General features: G+C 68.6%; 18 protein-coding genes. 7 read left to right on the top strand and 11 right to left on the bottom strand.

Features of this window, described 5'->3' with window-relative positions; genetic code table 11:
• Positions 1 to 102: 102 nt before the first annotated feature.
• The 4 genes from CWT10_RS03820 to CWT10_RS03805 are packed head-to-tail and all read left to right on the top strand — an operon-like array spanning position 103 to position 5,903.
• Positions 103 to 1,065, top strand: coding sequence for an AAA family ATPase (locus tag CWT10_RS03820; RefSeq protein ID WP_103062135.1), 963 nt, complete (start codon positions 103 to 105; stop codon positions 1,063 to 1,065).
• 10 nt (positions 1,066 to 1,075) lie between these two features.
• Complete coding sequence (locus tag CWT10_RS03815) at positions 1,076 to 2,413, top strand: DUF58 domain-containing protein (RefSeq protein ID WP_233188024.1); 1,338 nt, start codon at positions 1,076 to 1,078, stop codon at positions 2,411 to 2,413.
• Entirely contained in the window at positions 2,410 to 4,680 is a 2,271-nt protein-coding gene (locus CWT10_RS03810; RefSeq protein WP_103062136.1) for a transglutaminase-like domain-containing protein, read from the top strand. The genes CWT10_RS03815 and CWT10_RS03810 overlap by 4 nt, the downstream gene beginning before the upstream one ends.
• Positions 4,677 to 5,903: an RDD family protein gene (locus CWT10_RS03805; RefSeq protein WP_103062137.1), complete on the top strand. Its 1,227-nt coding sequence runs from the start codon at positions 4,677 to 4,679 to the stop codon at positions 5,901 to 5,903. Before CWT10_RS03810 ends, CWT10_RS03805 begins: the two co-directional genes overlap by 4 nt.
• Before the next feature lie 1,509 nt (positions 5,904 to 7,412).
• On the opposite strand, the gene CWT10_RS03795 is transcribed toward CWT10_RS03805, so the two are convergent.
• The 3 genes from CWT10_RS03795 to CWT10_RS03785 form a co-directional block, all read right to left on the bottom strand.
• Positions 7,413 to 8,864 (bottom strand): serine/threonine-protein kinase, encoded by a 1,452-nt coding sequence (locus tag CWT10_RS03795; RefSeq protein WP_103062302.1) that lies wholly within the window; start codon positions 8,862 to 8,864, stop codon positions 7,413 to 7,415.
• Positions 8,861 to 10,306: an FHA domain-containing protein gene (locus tag CWT10_RS03790; RefSeq protein ID WP_233188041.1), complete on the bottom strand. Its 1,446-nt coding sequence runs from the start codon at positions 10,304 to 10,306 to the stop codon at positions 8,861 to 8,863. Before CWT10_RS03790 ends, CWT10_RS03795 begins: the two co-directional genes overlap by 4 nt.
• 220 nt (positions 10,307 to 10,526) lie before the next feature.
• Positions 10,527 to 11,255, bottom strand: coding sequence for an FHA domain-containing protein (locus tag CWT10_RS03785; protein WP_128683278.1), 729 nt, complete (start codon positions 11,253 to 11,255; stop codon positions 10,527 to 10,529).
• A 62-nt stretch (positions 11,256 to 11,317) separates the two neighbouring features.
• On the opposite strand from CWT10_RS03785, the gene CWT10_RS03780 reads away from it, so the two are divergent.
• Positions 11,318 to 11,905 carry a hypothetical protein gene (locus tag CWT10_RS03780; protein ID WP_103062300.1) on the top strand — a complete coding sequence of 196 codons (588 nt, stop codon included), beginning with the start codon at positions 11,318 to 11,320 and terminating at the stop codon, positions 11,903 to 11,905.
• 44 nt (positions 11,906 to 11,949) lie between these two features.
• Here the strand turns inward: CWT10_RS03780 and CWT10_RS03775 are convergent, their stop codons facing one another.
• The 7 genes from CWT10_RS03775 to metG all read right to left on the bottom strand — a co-directional run bounded on the left by CWT10_RS03775 (position 11,950) and on the right by metG (position 20,493).
• Positions 11,950 to 13,788 (bottom strand): ABC-F family ATP-binding cassette domain-containing protein, encoded by a 1,839-nt coding sequence (locus CWT10_RS03775; protein ID WP_103062299.1) that lies wholly within the window; start codon positions 13,786 to 13,788, stop codon positions 11,950 to 11,952.
• On the bottom strand, positions 13,788 to 14,753 hold the full coding sequence (locus tag CWT10_RS03770; protein ID WP_103062298.1) for a 4-(cytidine 5'-diphospho)-2-C-methyl-D-erythritol kinase: 966 nt from the start codon (positions 14,751 to 14,753) through the stop codon (positions 13,788 to 13,790). The genes CWT10_RS03775 and CWT10_RS03770 overlap by 1 nt, the downstream gene beginning before the upstream one ends.
• On the bottom strand, positions 14,750 to 15,703 hold the full coding sequence (gene rsmA / locus CWT10_RS03765) for a 16S rRNA (adenine(1518)-N(6)/adenine(1519)-N(6))-dimethyltransferase RsmA (protein WP_103062297.1): 954 nt from the start codon (positions 15,701 to 15,703) through the stop codon (positions 14,750 to 14,752). Before rsmA ends, CWT10_RS03770 begins: the two co-directional genes overlap by 4 nt.
• 54 nt (positions 15,704 to 15,757) lie before the next feature.
• Positions 15,758 to 16,567 carry a resuscitation-promoting factor gene (locus CWT10_RS17625; protein WP_128683277.1) on the bottom strand — a complete coding sequence of 270 codons (810 nt, stop codon included), beginning with the start codon at positions 16,565 to 16,567 and terminating at the stop codon, positions 15,758 to 15,760.
• Positions 16,568 to 16,638: 71 nt separating this feature from the next.
• Positions 16,639 to 17,607, bottom strand: a complete 969-nt coding sequence (locus CWT10_RS03755) for an aggregation-promoting factor C-terminal-like domain-containing protein (RefSeq protein ID WP_103062640.1) — start codon at positions 17,605 to 17,607, stop codon at positions 16,639 to 16,641.
• Between the two features lie 80 nt (positions 17,608 to 17,687).
• Positions 17,688 to 18,617: a TatD family hydrolase gene (locus CWT10_RS03750; protein ID WP_103062639.1), complete on the bottom strand. Its 930-nt coding sequence runs from the start codon at positions 18,615 to 18,617 to the stop codon at positions 17,688 to 17,690.
• A 25-nt stretch (positions 18,618 to 18,642) separates the two neighbouring features.
• Complete coding sequence (metG, locus tag CWT10_RS03745; protein ID WP_103062638.1) at positions 18,643 to 20,493, bottom strand: methionine--tRNA ligase; 1,851 nt, start codon at positions 20,491 to 20,493, stop codon at positions 18,643 to 18,645.
• A 130-nt stretch (positions 20,494 to 20,623) separates the two neighbouring features.
• Between metG and CWT10_RS03740 the strand changes: the two genes are divergently transcribed.
• Together CWT10_RS03740 and CWT10_RS03735 are read left to right on the top strand one after the other, a co-directional pair.
• Positions 20,624 to 21,280 (top strand): hypothetical protein, encoded by a 657-nt coding sequence (locus CWT10_RS03740; protein WP_103062637.1) that lies wholly within the window; start codon positions 20,624 to 20,626, stop codon positions 21,278 to 21,280.
• 75 nt (positions 21,281 to 21,355) lie between these two features.
• Positions 21,356 to 22,180: a hypothetical protein gene (locus CWT10_RS03735; RefSeq protein ID WP_128683276.1), complete on the top strand. Its 825-nt coding sequence runs from the start codon at positions 21,356 to 21,358 to the stop codon at positions 22,178 to 22,180.
• 4 nt (positions 22,181 to 22,184) lie between these two features.
• Here the strand turns inward: CWT10_RS03735 and rsmI are convergent, their stop codons facing one another.
• On the bottom strand, positions 22,185 to 23,108 hold the full coding sequence (gene rsmI / locus CWT10_RS03730; RefSeq protein WP_174721931.1) for a 16S rRNA (cytidine(1402)-2'-O)-methyltransferase: 924 nt from the start codon (positions 23,106 to 23,108) through the stop codon (positions 22,185 to 22,187).
• Positions 23,109 to 23,296 lie beyond the last annotated feature (188 nt).

Raw genomic sequence — 23,296 nt, 5'->3', positions numbered from 1 at the left:
TCACTCAACTGTTCTGCTCCATTACGGCCTACGAGCAGCCGGCCATCATCCCGCCATCTACTATGAGGCAGACCGACACCCGATTAAGGAGCACCCCGCCATATGCCCATGACCCAGGAGAACGCGACGTGGTTCGCCCAAACCTTCAACAAGGTGGTGGATAACGTCGGCGAGGCCCTGCTCGGCAAGCAGGACGTCATTCGCCTGGCGCTGACAACCATGTTGGCTGAGGGACACCTCCTGCTGGAGGATGCGCCCGGCACCGGTAAAACCGCCCTCGCGCGCGCCCTGGCGGCCAGCGTGCAGGGCAGTCATTCACGTATTCAGTTCACCCCGGACCTGCTGCCCTCGGATATCACCGGCGTGACCATCTACAACCAGAAGACCACCGCCTGGGAGTTCCACCCCGGCCCGGTCTTCGCCTCCGTCGTACTGGCCGATGAGATCAACCGCGCCTCTCCCAAGACCCAGTCCGCCCTACTGGAGGTCATGGAAGAGTCAACCGTCACCGTCGACGGCGTCCGTCATGAGACCGGCCGTCCCTTCATGGTGATCGCCACCCAGAACCCGGTGGAGCAGGCCGGCACCTACCGCCTGCCCGAGGCGCAGCTGGACCGCTTCCTGATGAAAACCTCCATCGGCTACCCGGACCGTCAGGCGCTGACCCGCATCCTGGCCGGATCGGACCGGCCCGACCGCTCCCGTGGCCTGGACACGGTGATCACCTCCGGAGCGATCGCCTCCATGTCCGACGTAGCCGCGCAGAATCATGTGGAGGAGTCGATTCTGGACTATATCGGCGCCCTGGTGGAGTCCACCCGTGAGTCACCCGACACCCTCCTGGGCGTGTCCACCCGTGGTGCCATCGCCATGGCCCGCGTAGTGCGGGTATGGGCCGCCGCACAGGGGCGCCCCTATGTGCTGCCGGACGACGTGAAGGACCTGGCGGAGGTGGTGTGGGCACACCGACTGGTGATGGACCCGGACGCGGAGTTCTCCGGCGCCACCGCCACCGGCGTCATCACCCGCGCCCTGGCCGACGTTCCCGCCCCCACCACCCGCTGAGCGAGCCCTTGTGAGTGCTTCCGCCCCAGTCCCGCATTCGTCCCCGGAAACGGCCACCGCCGTCTCCGGGGCGAGTGGCGGCGCCCGCGCCGTGATTCATGCCGGCGTCGCCGCATTCCGCCGTGGTGCCGGCGGGTTGCAGGCCCGAGTCCGTTACGTGGCAGAGAACTGGCGTGACTGGCCGCTGGTGTCCACCGTGCGGCGCAGTGGCGTCATGATCACCCGTACCGGTTGGGCATGTGCGATCGTGCTGGCGGCCTGCGCCCTGGCCGGCTACCGACTGGGCTGGCAGGAGGCCTGGAGCGCCGCCGCCGTGGCGGGCATCGTCGTTGCCACCGCGTGGCTGTGGCTTGTGCCCCGCGGCGGGCACACCGTCACCCACGAGCTGCTGGAACGCCGCGTCACCGTGGGGGACAACGCCATCGTGCACCTGAGGGTGGACAATCCGACCGGACACCTGCTGCTGCCGTCCCGCATGGAGATGCCGGTGGGCGCCGCCGACGCCATATTCGCCGTCCCCACCCTGCGTCCGGGCGCCACCCATGAACGCGGTTTCCTCCTGCCCACCGCCCGACGCAGTGTAGTCACCGTTGGACCGGTGATGTCCGTAAGCTCCGACCCGGTGGGACTGCTGCGCCGCGAGCGCACCCACACCGAAGCGCAACAGGTGCACATCCACCCGCGCACCGTCCATTTGGGCGTCACGCTGCGCGGGATCATGCGCGACGTCGAGGGCGCCATCACCCAAGAGCTGTCCAGCTCGGACGTGTCCTTCCACGCCCTGCGCGACTACGTCCCCGGCGATGACCGCCGCAATGTGCACTGGCGCACCACCGCGCGCACCGGCCGCCTCATGGTGCGCCAGTTCGAGGAGACCCACCGCGCCAACCTGCTGGTGCTGCTGGACGTCCTGGCCGACGACTACGAGACCGATGAGGACTTCGAGACCGCCGTATCCGTGGCCTGCTCACTGGCGCTCGGCGCCATCGCCGACGGCCGCGAGGTCGCCTTCCTCACCCAGTCCACCTCTGTGCCCACGGTCACCGCCCTGCGCCTGTTGGATGCCTCCTGCCTGTTGGAGGAGTCGGAGACGGCATACGGATGCGATGAGTTGACCCGTCATGCCACCAGCCGCCACCCGGAGGCCTCGGTGCTGGTGCTGGTCACCGGCCAGCGACTGGATGACACCGTATTGGGGCGGGTGCGTACCACCGCCCCCGTGGACATGCTCACGCTCGCGCTGCGATGCGGCTCCAGCCCGCTGGGGCGTCATGGGCTGGGCACCCTGACCGCCTTCGACCTGGACCGCCTGGAGGCCCTGCCGATGGTTCTGCGGAGGGCCGTATGAGCTCATCGCTGTCCGGACGCTGGCTCTACCAGGCACTGATCACCGTACTCCTGCTGATCGGTGCCGTGCCCTTCATCATCCCCTTCGGTTCGACTATCGGAGCTGTTGTGGCCGCGCTCGGGGTGGTGCTGGGAATCGGCGTCGGCCTGGTAACGGCTCGCTCCAGCCTGTCCGCTCTGCCCACACTCGCCGTCGTGGCCGCCGTGCATGTGCTGCTCGCCCCCTGGCTGCTGCCGGACGTGGAACGGGGCGTGGCAGGTGTGCGCCAAGTCTTGTCCGCCACCGTCACCGTGTGGCGTGACGCCCTGACCCTGCCCCTGCCGCTGACCGCCTTCCCCACCATGACCGTGCTGCCGTGGTTGACCGGCTTGGCCGCAGGCGTGCTGGCCACCCGCGCCGTCGCCGGCGCCCACCTGCACCTGGCCGGCTTCGCGGTTCTGGGCGAGGCCGCCGTCGGAGTCGCCTGGGGCGGAGCCGAAGCGCTTATGCCGGCCCTGGTGGGGGCGGTGCTGGTGGCCGGGGTGCTGGGGCTGTGGGCGCTGTCCGCACAGCGGGGCCGGCGTGCACGGGTGACTCAGGTGCTGGAGGACGCCGACTCCGGAGTGGTCACCGCCACCCGGCGCGGGGTTACGCGAGCGGCAGCCTTCCTGGCGGTGATAACACTGGCCGTGGTCGCCGCCGCCCCCGCCGCGCCACACACCCGCATGGTGCTGCGTGATCTGTTCAACCCGCCACTGGATCTGACCGAATACGCCACGCCGCTGTCCTTGGTGCGCACCCTGGAGACGGAGCTGGCCTCAACTCGACTCATGGCCGTTTCCGGCCTGCCTGATGGCGCCCGTATCAGGGTCGCCGCGCTCGATGCATACGACGGGCTGTCGGCGCGCATCAGCCAGAACGCCGCCGACGGCGCCCACTTCCAGCACATCGGCAGGGGCACGCCTCTGGTGGACGACGTCGCCCAGGAGGACTCCGCCGCAGGCGGGGCGAAGGAAGCCGCCGTGACCTTCACCCTGGACGGTTACACCTACCCGTGGGTGCCCACCGTGGCCAAGACCCGCTCCATCACTCCTTCGGGCCAGCGGGCCGATGTCATCACCGACTCCCTTTACTATGACACCTTCTCCACCACCGGAATTGTCACCGCCCGGTTGGCCGCGGGGGACGTGCTGACCGAGGGAGTCGTGGTCCCCGCCGCCCCCTCCGATTCCGAGCTGACACGGCTGTCACTGGCGAAGGTCCGCCTGGGCACTGTCGAGAACGTGCCCGCCGCGGTCGAGGCGCTGGCGCGTTCACTGGTCGGTTCGGAGTCCGAGCCCGTCAATCAGATCCGCGCCCTGCAGCAGGCGTTGCGCACCGGCTACTACTCCGACGGCACCAGAAGCCCTTCCGAACCGGGCCATGGGGCCGCCCGGCTGGCCGCCATGGTATCCGCCGACTCCCTGGTCGGCGACGATGAGCAGTACGCGGTGCTGATGATGCTGATGTGCCGCTCCCTGGGCATTCCGGCGCGCGTGGTCCTGGGCTTTCAGCCGGCAACCGACGGCGACGCCGCCGATGTCACCGGTGAGGACGTCAGCGCCTGGGTGGAGGTTGCCTTCGAGAAGGTCGGCTGGGTCGGTTTCGACGTCACCCCGGACCGCGATCAGGTGCCTCAGCAGCAAAACGCCCGCCAGGTATCGAATCCGGAGCCGCAGGTGCTCCAGCCCCCGCTGCCCATGCAGGACCCGGCCGAGCTGCCTCCCGCCTATGAGGATGACGACAACGACGGCTCGGAGGAGGACAATGACAGCGGCCTGCCCACCCCGGTGATCGTCTCCGGTGCGGCGGTGGCTGGTCTCCTCGCGTTGTTGGCATCAATACTCGCCGCCAAGGCGCTGCGCCGGGCCCGACGTCGGCGCCGTGAAGGAGTGGACCGGGCGCTGGGCGCCTGGGAGGAGGTCCTCGACCAGGCGCGGGATCTGGGCCGGGTCACCCCGGTGGGGGCTACCAGACGGGAGGCCGCGGCGGATCTGTCAACCGGATTCCCCCGGGCGGATCTGCCACGCTTCGCCCGCGCAATCGATGCCCAGGTGTTCGCCGCAGGTGACCCGTCAACGTACGATCTGAATAGGATTTGGGAATCCACCGACGCGATCACCGCGGTGATGGCTTCCCACCGCCCCCGCTGGCGGCGGGCTGCGGCCCGCCTCTCGCTGCGATCATTGCATCACTCGGCGTTCGGACGGCGACGGCAACGACCCATTTTGAGGAGGACAGACTCGTGACGGCGACTTCGGCATCACATAGCACGAATAATCGCTCCGCGGGGACGCCGTCCGCTCCCGCGGACCCAACCGACACTGTTCCCGCGGGCACGCCCGCGATCACCGTGCCCGCCACCGTACGCGCCCGCATGATCGCCGCCATCATCGATCTGATCGGCGGCGTGGCCGCCGGGCTGATCATTGCCGTGCTGTTCTGGGCCTTCGGCGGCGCCGGTTGGTTCCTGGCGGTGTTGTCGGGCGCCGCGATCGTGCTGGCGGTACGCGAACTGCTGCTAGCACGCACCGGATGGACGCTTGGCGGCAAGATCGCAGGCGTGCGTCTGCTCTCCGCCCGCACCGGCAGGGCTCCGGGGATCGAGCTGTTCCTGCATGCGGACCTGACCTTCATCTGCGTGGTCCCGACACTCGGGATCGGCGCGATCGTGCTCATGCGCACCGTGGCACGCGATCCACGAGGCCGCGGCTGGCACGACCGGCTCACCGGCATCGAGGTCGTCTCAGTGCGCCCCGTCTCCGAGCCGCAACCCTCCCGCCCCTCCCCCACTCGCGACCCGCGGCCGGGTCCCTTCTCTGACGGCCGTCTTTCCTTCACTGCCTCAGGCAGTCCGATCACCGAGGTAGGCAACACCGTGGACACTACCAGCACCACTTCACCGGCTATGAACGCCAAATCGGCAATCATCGACTCCGTCCCCTGGTCGGCGGTGCCGACCCCGCTGGACTCCACCACCGACGACGCACCGTCCGCCCCTCAGGCCGCTGCTGTCGTTGCGGACACGGGCGTATACGAGAACCACCAGCCGCGCGCAGCCGAGCCTGCGCCTGAACGGGGTGACACCCGGTCGCGGCGGCGGCGCCGCTCAACATCCCACCGCAAGTCGGATTCTGATGCGACCGGCGTGCGCCTGGTACCCGCCGACGGCGGCTCCCCGATTCTTCTGACCACTCCGGCAGTGCTGGGGCGGGATCCGCAGAACATCTCCGACTATCCGGACGCCACCCGGGTGGCCCTGCCGGATGTGAGCCGTTCAATCTCCAAGACGCATGCGGCAGTGGCCCCGGTCCCGGGCGGGCTGTGGGTCACGGACCTGCACTCCACCAACGGCACGCGCGTCACCCAGAAGGACGGCATCAGGCAAACCGCGCAGCCGGACGTCCCGGTTCCCGCACCGGTCGGCTCGGTGCTCATTCTGGGGCGCGCCTCCTACCGGATCGAGCAGTGACCCGGCTCTTCCGATGCGAGTTTTCGGCATGGGCGTATTGCTTAAGGCCGGTGTTTTCGCTGGTGTAGTGCGGAGAAGTCGGGACGAGCAAGATCTGAGAGGTTATTCCGGGGCGGTGCCTGGCATCCGCGGGTGAACCCGCGGGCCGTGCAACACCCCACCCACAGGTAGAGCTCTGCCAACGCCAACTGCCCACTCACCCACCGACTCGCAACACCCCACCCACAGGTAGAGCTCTGCCCGATCTGCCTGGCCCCGATGTACAAGTGACTCCGAACTCCCCCGAGTTTGGGGTGTGGTGGATGTTGGCGGTGGCGGATGTTGGCGGTGGTGGGCGTCGGCTGGTCGTGGGCGTCGGTCCGGCTGGCCGCCGGTCTCGTACTTGGACCCCGTTTCTGCGCTTGGACCGGGCAACTGCGCTTGGACCGTCTGAGAGCGCGTTTCAGGCGGTCCAACCGCCGCCAGGCAGTCCAGGCTCAGGGTGAGTGGGGCTTGGCGCATTGATGCATAGGGTGCGCGGGCCCTTGGGGCGGTGTGGCAAGTCAGGCACGCACCGGAAGCACCGGGCCGGTCCGGGGTCGGTGTCCCCGGTGCAGGGCCGGTGCGGGGCCGGTGCAGGGGCCGGCGTTGGGTACGCCCCTTCGGCGTCTACTACTCCTGTTAGACCTATGTTGAAGGCTCCCGAACCCTTCAGCAGACACCTAACCGGCGTAGTGGACGCCTAACCGGAGTAGTAGAGCACGAACCGGTGTAGTAGACGCCCCCGGGCCACGGCCACCAGCACACCGCCGCCCCGCAAACACCAGCAAGCTCATCAACCAGTTCTCCCAGTTTGAGGACGCTTGTGAGCTAGGTGGGAGCTGACGACCCGACGGGCCGCCCGGCGAACAGAGCGCCAGCGGATTTCATGCCGGCCGGAGTGACGCCGGCGGGACTAGTGCCAGCGGGCTTCGTGCCAGCGGGCTTCGTGCCGGCCGGACTGACGCCAGCGGGGGTGGGCGGTGCGTCCGGGCGCACCGGCACAGAGCCGAAGGTCCAAATTCAGCACAAACGCCGCCAGCAACCGCCGGGGCGATTTCTAAAACCGCGTGACTCCAGCACCCTACCCACGACCAGCGGCTTGGCCAGAGTCACTTACGCCGATACTGGACACCTCGAGCACCCACACACAACACCCGGAACCGACACCGGAACCGACACCGGACCCGGCACCGGCACAACATCACGGCGGGCGCCCCCAACCCCGCACACCAGGCACCACACCCACAGCCACCACCGCACTCGTTACCTTAATGGTGGCCCCGGCTGCTCCGGGACCGAGCAGCCCGATGGTGCGCGAGTGGATCGATCGGATGGCCGCCAGCTGCTCCCAGTGCTCCCAGGCCGATATCGCCGATGGCAAGGACTGGGCCGCTGCCGGACGGCCCTATGCCAGCGCATCCCCACCCCAACCGCAGTGACCCCGGTGCCTTACAACCCGCAGACACCTCCGGTGCGGCGGTCAGGTGTTCAGTCCACCGGCACGCATGCGGACACGGGCGCGGAGGTCCTGCCGTCCGAGCGCACACTGTAGACCTCTACACAGGTGCTGCCGGAGCGTGCCGGCAGCTGCGCGGTGGTCCCCCGAGTGGAGTGCATCTCCGAATCGCTCTGTCCTGCCACATCCTCCCGGAATAGGAAGCTGCCGTCCCAGTCGCCCTCCGGGGCCTCCCAGGAGAAAGTGACGGTGGTTCCGTCTTCCGACACTGAGCCGGACAGGTTGCGAGGCGGGGCCACCGATGAGCCAAGGGGGTTGGCGCTGTTGGCGGGGGCGAGGGTGGCGAAGGTCGCCACCGGACGATTCTGCTGAGATATTCGGGAGGTGACCACAGCGGTGACCACCACACCTACGGTGACCAGCACCGCCAGCGCCCCTATGAGGACGCGTGAACGCGGCGTGCCGGTATCAACCTCCGCGGTGTCATCGGGAATGTTCACCGTCCGGTGGGCAACTGGCTCCGCAACCGGTTCGAACACCCCCAGGCGGGTGGCGTTGGAATCGCCTGTCGGGCCATCATCGAGGTCGCCGGCATACTCGGGCTCGCCTGCATCGTGGAACAGGTCGACGGCGGTCATCGGCAGGTCCAGTTCAGCCTCGACCTGTTGCAGTGCGCGCGCGAAGGCCAACGCAGAGGGGTAACGGCGGGCCGGGTCCTTGGACATGGCTACGGCCAGCACCCGGTACAGGGACGGGGGAGCATCCTGACGTCCCAGAGGCGGCAGCGGATCCTTGATGATCCGGCGCGACATCTCATATACCGAGTCCGATGCATCCGGGATTTCGAACGGGCTGCGACCGGTGAGCATGGCGTAGGTCGTCGCGGCCAGGGAGTAGATGTCGGAAGTGGGCTCGGCCGTGTGGGAGCCCACCAGTTGTTCCGGAGGCGCCCACGGCACGCTCATACCACGCAACTCCGCGGCCTCATCCCGGGGGCCGCTCATCGCCGAGATCCCGAAGTCTGACAACACCGGGCGCCGGTAGGCGGTGAACAGAATGTTGGCCGGCTTGATGTCCCGATGCACGATGCCGACCCGGTGGGCGGACTCGACGGCGCCGGCGATCTGGATGGTTGTTCTCAGCGCCTCCGCGACGCTGAGCGGGCCGCGGCGCAGAGCACTGGACAGCTGGGGCGGCGGGCAGTACTCCATTACTAGGAACAGGCGCCCGTCAGCGGAGGTGCCCGCCCCGTAGATCGACAGGATCGCCGGGTGCGAAGACACCCGCGCCATGAGGTTGGCCTCTGATTCGAAGCGCGCAGCAGGTCCCCCACCCACTCCGCAGTCCATCACCTTTACCGCAACTTCGCGTTGCGGCATGTGCTGCTCGTAGAGGTATACCCGCGAGTAGCCGCCCGCCCCCAGGTCCCGCAGGTATGTGAAACCGGGGATCGACGGCGGGGACTCCTCGCGGTCCAGGTTCACGGCAGCTCCTCCAGCAGGAGCGATTGCCCATCACCCAGATCGAGAACGTCTCCGCTGCGCAGCAGAACCGGTTCAGTGGAGGACATACGCATCGGGGAGACGCCGTCGCGGCGCAGCACCGTGCCGTTGCTCGCGGACAGGCTGCGCGCCAGCACCGACCACTCGTCCAGCTGAATGAGCAGGTGGTTGCGGGAGATGACTTGTTCGGGGCTGGGCACGGTTATCAGCGCCGGAGCGCTTTCGTGCAGTTCGACGACGTTGGCGGCCGAGGGCTCGCGGCCCACTAGGACCGGCCGGTCGAGGACCACCTCACCGCCGGAAGAGACCCGTACCCTTCCCAAAGGCGGGCAGGGGATGATGCGGGCGGGCTGAGTCAGTTCGGCACCGCATTCCCGGCAGGTGACATAGTTGGTGGGGTTGGCGTGGCCGGAGGGGCAGATGACAGACAGTGCCATGCGCGTGACCTCCGTGTCGGGCACCTGCGTGTCCGCTGTCTTGGCAGCGGCAGGGGCCTCAAGGTCCCGCCCGGTATGTTCCGGCAGCATTTCACTGAGTTCCTCGACGAGGTCATCCGGCAGATCCGCCACCGTCCAACCATCGTGGTCGCCGGGGCGATCATCCTGCTTGGCCGCCGACACCGCGGAGTCCTGATCCAGCGGAGTAGGATTCGCGTCCGGAACGGCAATCGTCTCCAAGGAGGATTCCGTTACCTGCGTGGTACTAGGCGCATCGGTGTCGGTGGTCTCCTCGGTAGGCGAGGACGGCTCAGAGTCTTCGAGTGCCGGCGTCTCGACGGCGGTGGGCGCCGGCTCCGGTTCGGGCTCGACCGCTGGCACCTCGACGGCGGAGAGCACGGGCTCGGGCTCAACCGCCGGTGCCTCGACCGCGGAGGGTACCGGTTCGGGCTCGACCGCCGGCGCCTCGACCGCGGAGAGCACGGGCTCGGGCTCAACCGCCGGCGCCTCGTCTGGCGAGGCGGCGACGGTGTCTTCCTCGGTTCCCACCTGCAGGAGCGCCGCCCTAACCACGCCGTCGGCCACCGGACGCAGCACCGCCCCGGCCCGTTCGGGAGCCGACAGTGTTACAGCGGGACTTCCGGGGAGGAAGGCCTCCATCCAGGTTGACACCGAGCTGGCATCGAAGGACTGCCCGTCGATCCTCAAGGAGGGGGCGCCACGCAGCGCCAGGTGGGTGCCCGAGTCACCGGTGAGCACAAGGGCGAAGTCAGGGATGCGGGACAGGTGCCCACCGGTCCCCATGACCAGTCGGTCGAGGATGGCGGTCAGGCTGCCCTCCGGGGCGCGCAGGAGCCGCCACAGCTCAACCACCAGCTCCTCAGGAACCTCGGTGGGCAGCAGCAGCACGCCCCGCGGAGTTACTGCCGCGGTCCAGGTGCCCTCGGCCCACATGGCTTCACGCTGGTTGCCGTGCTCATCGGTCACGAGTCTTCTCCTTCAACAAATCCTTGATGGCGCCGCGCACAAGCGTTGCACCACTGGGAAGTGTCTCATGAATGAGATCAACCTCCAGTCCAAATGGGCGACAGATTGTGTTTGTATCAAGTTGACCCACTCACATGTGGCCCTGACTGTTGCTCGCACGTCCGTACTCCAGCGCGAGCGGCCCGGGCGGGCTCGTCCCAGTTGCCGCTGGCGGCCGGAGTCACCGGACCAAACACTCGGTGTCTCCGAAATAGACCCGGCGTCCCCGCTCCACGGTCATCGCCTGTCCCGGCGCCAGCCTGTGGATGCCGTCAGCATCCTCGGCATGAGTGCCATTGGTCGAATTCAGATCGGTGACACGGATACCCTCGCGCAATGGCTCCACCAGTGCATGCGTGCGTGACACCGAGGGGTCGTCATGAAACGCGGGCAGGAGCCGATCCGCTCCCCCCGGGACCGGATCCGGCGCGCGACCAAGCACCGACGCCTCCGTCACCTTCACCATCCTGCCGCTGGCGGTCACCAATTGCACCGGGTTCTTTCCCCGTTCCTTGGCAACAACAACCGTCCCCGCCATGCGGTCATACCAGGTGCGTCGCCAACCGCCGTCGTCTACACCCGCGACCATGACCAGGGGAAGGATCCCGAATGTCGGCAGAGCCGCCAGAACGAACAGGGCCGCACGTCCGAGCGCTGCGCGCCCCGGCGCCTGGGTGGGGCGGACCGCGCGCCGCAGCCGCACCATTGTCAGGACCTGTCCCGGGCTGGCCCCGGTCACCGCCTGGAGCATCGTGATCAGCACGGCCGAACCCGTCCCAACCACCAGTCGCCACTCCGGTGGCAGAGGAACCAGGATCCCGATGGCCGCAACCATCATGATGTCTATGAAACCGGCCAGCACGCGCCGAACCCGCGAGGCGGGAAGCGGAGAAGGTGCAGATGATGCCACGAGCACAGCATAGGGCCTGCACTATCGGCTATATTGCACGGGCCTATTAAAGGAGTAGCACAATGCAGATCGCCGTCACCCCGGAACCCGACAGCTGGGTCGTCATCCCCGAGTTCCCCCCGCCGGGCTGGGCACGCACGGAGGCGCAGTCCCGCAGTCGCCTATTGGACATGACCGGCCCTCAATGGCGCTCCGCCTTCGAGAACCTGCTAGAGGAGCTGCGCCGCACCGAAAGAGGCACCTCGCTGGCACGTCTGCTGCACGTGGGCGAGGGCGGCCACCAGATCTTCGCCGTCGACCTCAGCCTGGTCACCGCCCATGACGACGGCAGCAAGGAGGGGCGCCACGCCACTCAGCGACGGCTGATCGCTGATCTGCTGCCCACCACGGTGCAGCCGCAGCGGCTGCGCCCCGCCCCGACCATGGCGGGGTTCCAAGCCGTTTCCGACAGCACCGATGCCGGTACTACTAGCCGCCCCAGTGCGGTGGTAGTCCTGCGGATGGCGGGGCTGCCGACGGTTCCGGTCGACCTGGTGATGCGGGCATGGAAGGCGACGCCGACCGTGGTTGCCTCGGCCCTGGATGATGTGGTCGCCCTGGGCGGCGCGGTGGCTCCGGTGGACGCCATACCCCGACCCGCCGGGAACTGAGTCGCCCGCCGGGAACTGAGTTGCGAGGGCCGGCTAAGCGCCGGCTAGTCGTCGCTCTGCTCGGCGGCCTGCAGCCACTGGGTCTCCAAATCATCGCGTTCAGCCTCGGCCTGCGCCAGTCGCCTGCCGAGCTCGGTCAGCTCCTGCACATCGAGCTGCGCGGAGGCCTGTTCCATGCGCAGATGCAATTCGTCTATGCGGGCCGTGGCCTTGTCCAGGCGACGCTCAATGCTGGCCAGCCGCTTGCGAGCGGCATGCAGCGCGGCGCCGGAGCGCTCTCGCGCGGGTTCGGCGGCGCGAGGGGCCGCCTGCGCGGACCCCTCCCGGCGTAGGCGTAGGTACTGGTCCACTCCCCCGGGCAGATCGCGGACACTGCCGTCACCGAGCAGGGCGATCTGGTGGTCGGTGACACGCTCAAGCAGGTAACGGTCGTGGGAGACGACCACCAGCGTCCCGGCGAAGGAGTCGAGCAGGTCCTCGACGGCGGTCAGCGTGTCGGTGTCCAGATCGTTTGTGGGCTCATCCAGCAGCAGCACATTGGGTCGGCCCATCAACAGGCGCAGCAGTTGCAGGCGGCGCCGCTCCCCTCCGGAGATCTCCCCCACCCGGGTCCAGGCACGCGAGCGGGTGAAGCCGAGCCGCTCCACCAGCTGGGCCGCGGTCAGTTCTTTCCCACCCACCATGACGCGCTCACCCACTGCGGCCACGGCGTCAACCACCCGCAGGTCCTTGAGGGGATCGAGCTCATGCGTGTTCTGCGACAGGGTGGCCACCACAGCCGTCTTACCACGCACCACCCGCCCGCGGGTGGGCTGCAGGGCGCCCTCGAGCAGCCGCAGCAGGGTGGTCTTGCCGGCACCGTTGACGCCGACCACGCCCACACGCTCACCCGGTGCGAGCCGCCAGGTGACACCATCGAGCACCTGCCGCCCGTCTTCGCCGGCAGACCCCGGGAACTCAACGCTCACATCCTCCAGGTCGATGACCCGCTTACCCAGCCGAGCGGTGGCCATGGCGGTCAGCTCCACGGTGTCCCGCGGCGGCGGCACATCGGCGATGAGGGCCTCGGCGGCGTCAATGCGGAAGCGGGGTTTGGACGTGCGGGCGGGGGCGCCTCGGCGTAGCCAGGCCAGCTCCTTACGCAGCAGATTCTCGCGTTTGGTGGCGGCGGCCGCCGCCTGCCGGGCCCGCTCGGCGCGGGCCAGCACGTAGGCGGCGTAACCGCCGTCGTAGGTCTCCACCCGCCCGGGGATCTGGGGCCTGCTGCCGCCGGGGTCGACGCCGGGCACCACCTCCCACACATGGGTGCACACGGCGTCCAGGAACCAGCGGTCGTGGGTGACGGTTATCAGGGCGCCGGGGGCGCGACGGCGGGAGAAGCGTTCGGCCAGGTGGCGGGCGAGCCAGTCGACGCCCTCGACATCCAGGTGGTTGGTGGGCTCATCAAGGATGACGAGCTCGGCGTCGGCGGTCAGGACGGCGGCCAGGGCCACCCGTCGGCGCTGCCCACCGGACAGGGAGGCAATATCCGCGTTGAGGTCCAGGTCGGGCAGGAGCCCGGCATGGATGTCACGCACCGCGGGGTTGGAGGCCCATTCGTGCTCGGGAGCTGCGCCGTGCACGGCGGTGCGCACGCGGACTCCCGGGCTGAACCGGTCGGCCTGGGTGAGCATGACAGCACGCATGTCCCCGGCGCGAGTGATGCGCCCGCCGTCGGGTACGCGGTTGCCGGCCAGCAGCGACAGCAGGGTGGACTTGCCCGCGCCGTTGGGGCCGAGAACACCGATGCGCTCGCCGTCCTCAATACCAAGGTTGACCCCGTCAAGCAGTATGCGCGGGCCTACGGTCGCGCGGACGGATTCAACGCCGAGCAGATGCGCCATCAGCCCACCATCCGGGCACCGGCGACGGGCGCGTCGGCGCGCAGGGCGCCAGCAACCAGATCGGAGGCATTCAGGGCGTTGGCCACGCGCACGGCGACAGCCGGGTCGGGGGCCAGTGCGGCAATGGTGGGGCCGGCTCCGGAGACGATGGCGCGCAGGGCGCCGGCCGACTCTGCCAGCTCGATGACTTCGGTCAACTGCGGGCGCAGGTCCAGGACCGCCGCTTGCAGGTCGTTGTGCAGGCAGGCCGCCAGGGCGGCGGTATCACCGTCGCGCAGCGCGGTGGTCAGGGCGGCTGGCACATCCACCGGCGCCGCGGGGGCCGGAGCGATTTCATCGAAGCGCCGGAAGACGGCGGGCGTGGACAGCCCCTGCGCGGCGGTGGCAAACACCCAGTGGTAGGTGCCGCGGGCTATCAGGGGAGTCAACCGGTCGCCGCGGCCGTGACCCACGGCGGTGGCTCCACGCAACGGGAAGGGCACATCCGCCCCCAGTTCTGCGGCGAGACCAACCAGTTCGGCCTGGCTCAGTCCCGTACCCCACAGGGTATTGCAGGCGACCAGGGTGGCGGCGGCATCGGCGGACCCTCCCGCCATGCCGCCCGCAACCGGTACACGCTTGCGCAGCAGCAGGTCCACGCCGTCGTTCACGCCGGTGGCCTCGGCCAGCAGGGCGGCGGCGCGCACCGCCAGGTTGGTGGCGTCGGTGGGAACGGACGGGTCGGGCTCGGTCAGGGTCAGGGTTATGGTTCCATGCAGATCGGCGGCCTGGCGGCGGGCGGTGACGGTCTCAATGAGGCGGACCGCCTGGAAAACGGTGGTCAGTGGGTGGTAGCCGTCTGCGCCGGGGGCGCCCGCGGACAGGAACAGGTTGACCTTACCGGGCGCCTCCACACGCACCTGGGTCAAAGATCCGGAGCGGGACGGCTGCGGAGCGTCCCCGGGGACGGCGTGCAGTGGAGTCATGACTGCCTCTTTTCCGGCTGAGTGCTGGCCGCGCCCGTCGGCCGGAGTGTGCTGGTGGTCAGGGCGTCAGCATCCACCAGGGCCTGCGCCAGGGCGGCGAATGCGTTAACATCCAGGCTCTCACCGCGTGCACCCGGATCAATGCCGACGGCGCGGGCCGCCTGCTCCACCCGTGCGGGGCCGCCTGCGAGCGGGGCCAGAGACCTGCGCAAGGTCTTGCGGCGTTGCGCGAAGGCCGCGTCGACGACGGCGAACACCTGGGCACGGCTCGCAGCAGTTTGCGGGGGTTCGCGGCGGGTGAGGGTGAGGACGGCGGAGTCGACGTTGGGTGCGGGCCAGAATACGGTGCGTCCTATGCGGGCGTCGCGGCGGATCGCGCCGAACCAGGCGGCCTTGACGCTGGGCACCCCGTAGGTGCGTGAACCGGGTGTGGCCGCGAGCCGGTCAGCGACTTCGGCCTGAACCATGATGGTGGCCGTGCTCAGGCTGGGAAGGGCGGCAAGCGCGTTGAGCAGGACGGGCACGGCCACGTTGTAGGGCAGATTGGCCACCAGGCGGGTGGGCGAGGGGGCGGGAAGGGATTGCGGCCCGGTCAGGCTCATGGCGTCGGCGGTAAGCACAGTCAGTCGGCCCGCGGCATCGGGCAGGCGGTCGGCGACGGTGACCGGCAGCGCGTGAGCGAGCACGGGATCGATTTCTACAGCGATCACCCGGGCGCCAACCTGCAGCAGGGCCAGCGTCAAGGAGCCGAGCCCCGGTCCGATCTCAAGGACGGTCTCACCGGGGGCGACGCCTGCCAGGCGCACGATGCGGCGGACGGTGCCGGCGTCATGGACGAAGTTCTGGCCGCGCGCCTTGGAGGGACGCAGGTTCAGGGTCCGCGCCAGTGCCCTGATATCGGCTGGCCCAAGGAGTTCGGGGACGGTCTGGCGGGTGTCGGGCTGGGGCACGCGCTCAGCCTATGCCAGCGGTGCGGTTGTCACGAGGGCGGCTCCTTACAGCTTTCAGAGCAGGCCGAGCTGGGCGGCGCAGTGCGGCCACTGCCCCCAGCCCGCCTGGGCCTGCAGCTTCTTGGCCATGGCGGTTTGGGTGGCGGCGTCGGCCTCATGCGGGTAGCCGGTGCCTCCCATGGCCTGCCAGGTGGGCAGGGAGAACTGGTACATGCCGTAGAAGCCGTTACCGGTGTTGGTGGCCGGGTTGCCACCGGACTCGCACTGGGCCAGGGCGGCCCAAACCGAGTCGTCCGCGGCGGAGGCACCGGAGGAGGGGGTTTCGCTGCCCGTATTCTCGGTGGTGGAGGTTCCGGAATCACCCGCATCCCCCGAACCGGAACCGCCCGAGGAACCGGAACCAGAACCGGCACCAGTACCAACCAGCACCACCTCATCAACCCGCTCACTAACCACCACCCGAGAAACCACCTCACGCGCAGTCTCCCGACCATCCACACTGATCACCCGGTAAACCACCCGCGTAACCCCATCAACACCCTCAGTCTCAACCTCGGTCTCACCCTCGGCCAACGCATCGGTCTGCCGCTCCACCCGCTCAAACGCATCGGTCACATCCTCAGAAACCGACAACACCTCAGCCACATCACCACCCACAACCAGGTCCGTGGTCTCGCTCGCGGCACCGTTGGCGGATGCGGCCGAGGCCACCACCGCGGTCTCCGGGAGTCTTTCGGCGTCCCCACCCGGAGCGGCGGCCTGCACGCCGGCATAGGCCCCGCCCGATACCGACAGCGCCAGGACCGCGGCGGCACCTCCAGCACGGAGCATTCCGGGTTTGAGCAGGTCGTTAATGGGAGTCATGGGGTCCTTTCTCACCGAGTTCGGTCGAAGTAACGCTCGAGTTCGGTCGATATGGCTGCGGGCGACGACGCTCAGTACCAGCCGGTGGACTCCGAGTGGGCCCAGGCCGAGCAAGGCGTGCCATAACGTCCGGAAATGTAGCCCAGACCCCAGGTGATCTGGGTGGTGGGGTTGGTGGCCCAGTCGGAAGCCACCGAGCTCATCTTGGAGCCGGGCAGGGCCTGCGGGATGCCGTAGGCGCCGGAGGACGGATTCTGAGCCAGGTAGTTCCAACCGGACTCGCGGTTCCACAGATTCACCAGGCACGTGAACTGGGAGTCGTCCCAACCGTAGGAGGACATCATCGCTTTGGCGATGGCCTGGGCAGAGGAGGGAGTGGTGCCGTCGCCGGAGGCGGTTGTGGTTGTCGTGGTGGTGGAGGTTCCGGAATCACCCGCATCCCCCGAACCGGAACCGCCCGAGGAACCGGACCCAGAACCGGCACCAGTACCAACCAGCACCACCTCATCAACCCGCTCACTAACCACCACCCGAGAAACCACCTCACGCGCAGTCTCCCGACCATCCACACTGATCACCCGGTAAACCACCCGAGTAACCCCATCAACACCCTCAGTCTCAACCTCGGTCTCACCCTCGGCCAACGCATCGGTCTGCCGCTCCACCCGCTCAAACGCATCGGTCACATCCTCAGAAACCGACAACACCTCAGCCACATCACCACCCACAACCACGGCGTCGGTGGTGTCCCTGCCGGAGGCCGAGATGGCCTCCAGACGCGCCTGGGACTCGGTCAGGGGCGCTATGTCGGTTTCGCCAAACTGCGTAGCGGCGTAGGCGCCGCCGGAGACCGCCAGAGACAGGGTGGCAGCCACGCCTCCCGCCCGGTACATGGCCGGGGAGATCGAGGTCTTCGCCGGGCCATCGGCTCGACGACGCCCGTGTGCGGCGGAGGAAGTACTGGCGATGCTCTTCGAGGCGAGCGCCCCGAGCTCAACCAGCGTTGTACTCAAGGAACTGCTCTGGGAGTGACGACCCACGGGGAATCTTCCTATCGGTAGACGACTTCCGGACACGCTAACCGACTACTCGTCACCTAAGCAACATGTCCTGGCACATTTCACAACCATGTGCCGTAGACCCGCTCGGTGTTGCGAGCGAGCAATCCACACGTCTCAGCCTCCCCCAAACCCCGCTGTTGAGCTAGAAAACGGACGATGTCGGGCATCAGGTAGGAGCCGTTGGGGCGGCCGCGCCAACGCCCCGGAGGCAGGTAGGGGGCGTCGGTCTCCACCAGCAGCAGCTCGTCGGGGACAGCCGCCAGCGCGGAGCGCAGCTCCTCATTGGCCGGGTATGTGATCGGGCCCGCGACGGATGCGTACCAGCCGTGCGCGGCGCAGGCCTGCGCCAGCGCCCCACCCCCGCTGAAGCAGTGGAAGACGGTTCGTTCGGGGGCGCCGTCGGCCTCCAAAACCTCTACGCATTCGGCATGGGCGTCGCGGTCGTGGATCTGCAGCGGCAGGTCCAGCTCCTTCGCCAAGGCGATGTGGTCGCGGAAGGCCTCACGCTGAACGGCGGCGCCGCGCGGGCCGGTGCGGAACAGATCCATGCCGGTCTCCCCGACGGCGACGACGACGTCCCGGTGCTCGCGCACTAGCGCCTCCAGGCGGCTCATGGCCTCATCCAGGGGCTCGTCGTGGTGGGGCTGGTGTCTGGGCTCCAGGCCGTCGGGGCCGATCTCGCGCACCCCGGCGTGGGCGACCGCCTCATTGGGGTGAATGGCCAGGGCGACCCGCACTGCGGGAAGCTCGCGGGCCAGGGCGAGGCTGGGCGCCCAGGCGGTGGTTTCGCAGGCGGAGGTGATGATGCCGGTGACGCCGACGGCGGCCGCCCGGGTGACCAGTTCGGCGGCGTCCAGCGGCGCGTCGGAGCCGGGTCCGGTGGGCGCCTCCCCAGGAACGGGCAGGTGGGTGTGGTTGTCGGTGACGGGCCCCGCTAGGGGTGCGACGGCGTCGGCGGGCGGCCAGGAGCGGTCACGGTGCTTACTCACGGTGCTTGCTAACGATGCTTACGGCTCAGGCGCCGGTGACGTCGTCGGGCTGGGAGCCGGCGTAGCGGGCCAGTTCCTCCTCCACGATGCCCTCATCGAGCTTGACGAAGACGGGCCTGGGCTTGGCGATCGGGGTGCCGACCACCACGGCGTGACGCTCCCATGTGGGCACGCCGGTGTAGTCACCGGTGATGATCGGGTAGCCGGTCCGTCCGGCGAAGTCCTCGGGCAGCACCTGCGGGTCTAGCTCGTCCACCTCCTCGATGCGGGGCATGGGGGCGAGGGTGCCGTTCCCGCCCATGACGCGGTCGACGTCGTTGGCGGCGTGCGGCAGGAACGGGGAGAGCATGAGGTTCAGGTCGGACACGACCTGGGCGAGCGTGTGCAGCACGGTGGCCAGGCGCCGGTGGGCGGGGCTGCCCTCCTCCCCCTTGAGTTTGAAGGGCTGGGTGTCGGCGATGTACTTGTTGGCCTCCCCCACCAGCCGCATGGCCTCCGCGAGCGCCGCCTTCTGCCGGTGGTGGCGGATCAGGTCACCGACCGTTTCGAAGCCCGCGGCGACGGCGTCCAGGAGTTCCCGGTCCACGTCCTGCAGCTCGTCGGGGGCGGGGATGGCACCGAAGCGCTTGTGAATCATGGCGGCGGTGCGGTTGACCAGGTTTCCCCAGCCGGCCACCAGTTCGCCGTTGGTGCGGCGTACGAACTCCGCCCAGGTGAAGTCTGCGTCGGCGGTCTCCGGGCCGGCGGCGCAGATGAAGTAGCGCAGGGCGTCGGCCTGGTAGCGGGACAGGAAGTCACGCACATAGATGACGATGCCGTGGGAGGAGGAGAACTTGCGGCCCTCCATGGTCAGGAACTCGCTGGAGACGACCTCGGTAGGTAGATCCAGCACGCCCATATCACCGCTTTCGCCGCCGCGATCGCCCTGGCCGTTGTAACCGAGCAGCTCGGCGGGCCAGATCTGGGAGTGGAAGACGATGTTGTCCTTGCCCATGAAGTAGTAGGACAGGGCCTGCGGGTCGTTCCACCACTGGCGCCAGGCATCGGGGTCGCCGGTGCGGCGGGCCCACTCGATGGAGGCGGACAGGTAACCGATGACGGCGTCGAACCACACATACAGGCGCTTGCTGGGCTGGTCCTCCCAGCCGGGGATGGGGATGCCCCAGTCGATGTCGCGGGTCATGGCGCGCGGGCGGATCTCGGCCAGGATGTTCTTGGAGAAGCGGATGACGTTGGGCCGCCACGCGCCGGAGGCCTCCCGCTCGTCCAGCCAGGCACCCAGCGCATCGGCCAGGGCGGGCAGGTCCAGGAACCAGTGGGCGGATTCGACGAATTCAGGCGTCTCCCCGTTGATGCGGGAGCGGGGGTCGATCAGGTCGGTGGGGTCGAGTTGGTTGCCGCAGTTGTCGCACTGGTCGCCACGGGCGCCAGCGGAGCCGCAGATCGGGCAGGTGCCCTCGATGTAGCGGTCGGGCAGGGTGCGGCCGGTGGAGGGGGAGATGGCGGAGCGGGTCACCTGCTGGGTCATGTAGCCGTTGTCGCGCACGGTGACGAACATGTCTTGCACCACCCGGTAGTGGTTGCCGGCGGTGGTGCGGGTGAACAGGTCGTAGGACAGTCCCAGGGCCACCAGGTCCTCGACGATGAGCCGGTTGTTGCGGTCGGCCAGCTCGCGGGGGCTGACGCCCTCCTCATCGGCGGCCACCAGGATGGGGGTGCCGTGCTCGTCGGTTCCGGAGACCATCAGGACCTCGTGCCCGGCCATGCGCATGTAGCGGGAGAAGACGTCGGAGGGGACGCCGAAGCCGGCGACGTGTCCGATGTGGCGGGGACCGTTGGCGTAGGGCCAGGCGACGGCGGAGAGGATGCGGCTCATAGGGGGCAGCCTATCCGCTCCGGCGCTCGGGAGCGGCCTTGGGCTCCGGTTCCGATAGGCGACTTCCAGGCTATAGGGCACGTATCGTGGACCATGCGGGCCTAAGCCCTACCACGCCGAAAGGATCCAGATGGCCTATCCGCCGTATCCGAGCTCCCCCTACGCCACCGCACCCTACGGGTCCATGCCCCCGCCCACGCCCAAGGGGATCAAGGGGCCGCTGATTCTGCTGCTGTTCGGGGCGGGGCTATGCGTGGCGGCGGTGGCGGTCCTGATGCTGCTGGTCACTTCCGCGGCCCGCGTCACAGATAACTTCCATCCGATTGATGCCACCGGTTCTACCACGTTGAACCTCAACTCCGCGCAGGTCTACGGCCTGTACGGAAATGGCGGCTCGCAGTGCCAGGTGGTGGGGCCGGATGGAACAGATATTGACGTCATCCCACCGGAAGCGACGATCACCTTCAATGATCATCGCATGTTCGGCGAGATCACCGTGAAAACTTCCGGTGAGCACACCATCACCTGCACCACCACCCCGATCGGCGAGGGAGTGTACCTCGGACGTCTTGTCGATGGGCAGACAGTAGCCCGAGGCATATTCGGCATCTTCGCGGTCACAGGCCTGTTCATCGTAGGCGTTCCCCTCACGGTCATCGGAATCATCTGGCTGGTGGTGCGCAACTCGAACAACGCCAAGGCGCGGCGCGCCTTGGCCGCAGCGCCTCCGGGCGGGCGCGCACAGCAGACGAACGGATACGGCCCCGGCTATCCGCCGGTCGCCTGAGATGCGAGAAGTCCAGGTGGCCGCGCACTCATCCCTGATGGGAAGTTGGCAATCGACAGCAGGTATGCAATGACAATGTGGAATCAGCCCGTATCGGCCCCCGGCGGACCGACACCACCTCACGCCCAGGACGCCGCCGGACTTCCATCCCTGAAGGTTCCGCTCGTCATGACGATCGCGGGTGCGGTGACGCTTGCGGTCGGCGTCTGCCTGTTCATCGCGGCGCTCCGGATCACACCGACCGTTCTCCCGCAGAACGACGTCGCCGTGAAACACGACGGCACCGCGGTGGTGCTGGTGCTGCTCAAGGACGCGGAGTACGGCCTGTATTCGTCCGACACCGGTATCTCCTGCGAGGTCTTTGACCCCGCGGACAAGACGCTGGACGTGCATCCTTCCAGGGCCAAGCGGCGTGACGGACATCCCCAGGTGCTGGGATTCCGCTCCACCACGGCGGGCAGCTACACGGTCTCCTGTGACGGCAATGACAAGATCATCATCAATCGGGCGCTGCTGTCCCCGGAGAGGACACGCGGAGACGCAATGCTCAGGGCGTCCTTCCTCTTCGGCGCGCTGGGTTTGATCACGACCGCCGCAAGCGCGATCTGGCTGGCACTGCGTCGGCGCCGCCGCGCCCGCGTCGTCATGAGCCGTCTGCTCGGCTCCCCGCCGCCGGGCGTCCCGGCACCCTACGCAAGTCCAGGATCAGCGCCCGGGTATGTCCCCGCACCGTATGCGGCATACGGCCCTAACGGGATGGTCCAACCCACCGCCCCCGCGATGCCGACGACGGCGTCGAGCCCGCAACAGAGCGCGCCCCCGCAAGGCGGCTACGGCCTGGCCCCGCAGCAGGTGGTCTACCGTCCACTGCCCCCGCCGGATGGCGGGCAGGGCGCCTGATCCTTCAGGCGCCGCCGCGGTCGGCGCGCAGTGCGAGCGCAGCCCGATACACCTCGTTCGGGCGCGCGCCCGCCTGCGGCGCCACCTCGGCAGCGGCCGCCTTGAGCCGCACGCCGGTGTCCGCGAGGGCCAGCGCCTGCGCGGCGACCGTTTCCAGGTCGACCAGGCGTGGCGGCGCGCCGGCCACCACCAGCACCACCTCCCCCAGGACGCCGGCGGCGGTCTCCCGCGCCAGTTCTCCCAGGCTCGCCCGCCGCACCTGTTCATGAATCTTGGTCAGCTCCCGGCACAGTGCGGCGCGGCGCTCGGCCCCGAAGGCCTCCGCCATGGACATCAGGGTCTCATGGGTACGGCGGGGTGATTCCAGAAACACCATGGTGCGCGGCTCGTCCGCAAGCATGTCCAGGGCGCGGCGACGCTCCCCGGCCTTGCGCGGAAGGAACCCCTCAAAGGTGAAGCGGTCGCTGGCCAGACCTGACAGCACCAGGGCGGTGAGCACAGCCGAAGGCCCGGGCGCAACGGTAACGGGAACGCCCTCGTCGACGGCGCCAGCCACCAGTCGGTAGCCGGGGTCGGAGACACCGGGCATGCCCGCGTCGCAGACGACCACAACGGCGGCCCCCGCCCGGGCGTGGGCGAGCAGCTCCGGAACCCTGGCGGCCTCGTTGTGCTCGTGGAAGGCCATCACCCGCCCCCCGACCTGCAATCCCAGGCGACGTGCCAGGGAGAACACGCGACGAGTGTCCTCCGCCGCGATGACGTCTGCGTGTGTCAGCGCCGCGCGCAGGCGGGCAGAGGCGTCGGCGGTGTTCCCGATCGGGGTCGCGGCCAGGGTGATGGCACCCGGACGCGGCACAGCCTGCCCCGCTGACGCCCCACCCGTGGCCGGCGTGTGATCGACTTCGGCTGCGGACGTGGCGTCAGTCATGTTCTCATTCATAGCCCCAGTATGACGTCCGTCCTAGACTCACCAGTGTGACTTCGCCCTGTGCTGCATCTGCGGACGGTACTGACGTATCCCCCTGTCCCGACGACCCTCGCGGACAAGGCCTCCCGCCCGAGGAGGCCGCCGCGGAGGATGCCGCACACTGCGACCCATCGGCTTGCTGGGCGCCG

Origin of the sequence: Actinomyces qiguomingii (assembly GCF_004102025.1) — a bacterium.
Classification (GTDB): Bacteria; Actinomycetota; Actinomycetes; order Actinomycetales; family Actinomycetaceae; genus Actinomyces; species Actinomyces qiguomingii.
The sequence above is the reverse complement of the archived record's forward strand: the minus strand, read 5'-3'. Positions and strand labels throughout refer to the sequence as shown.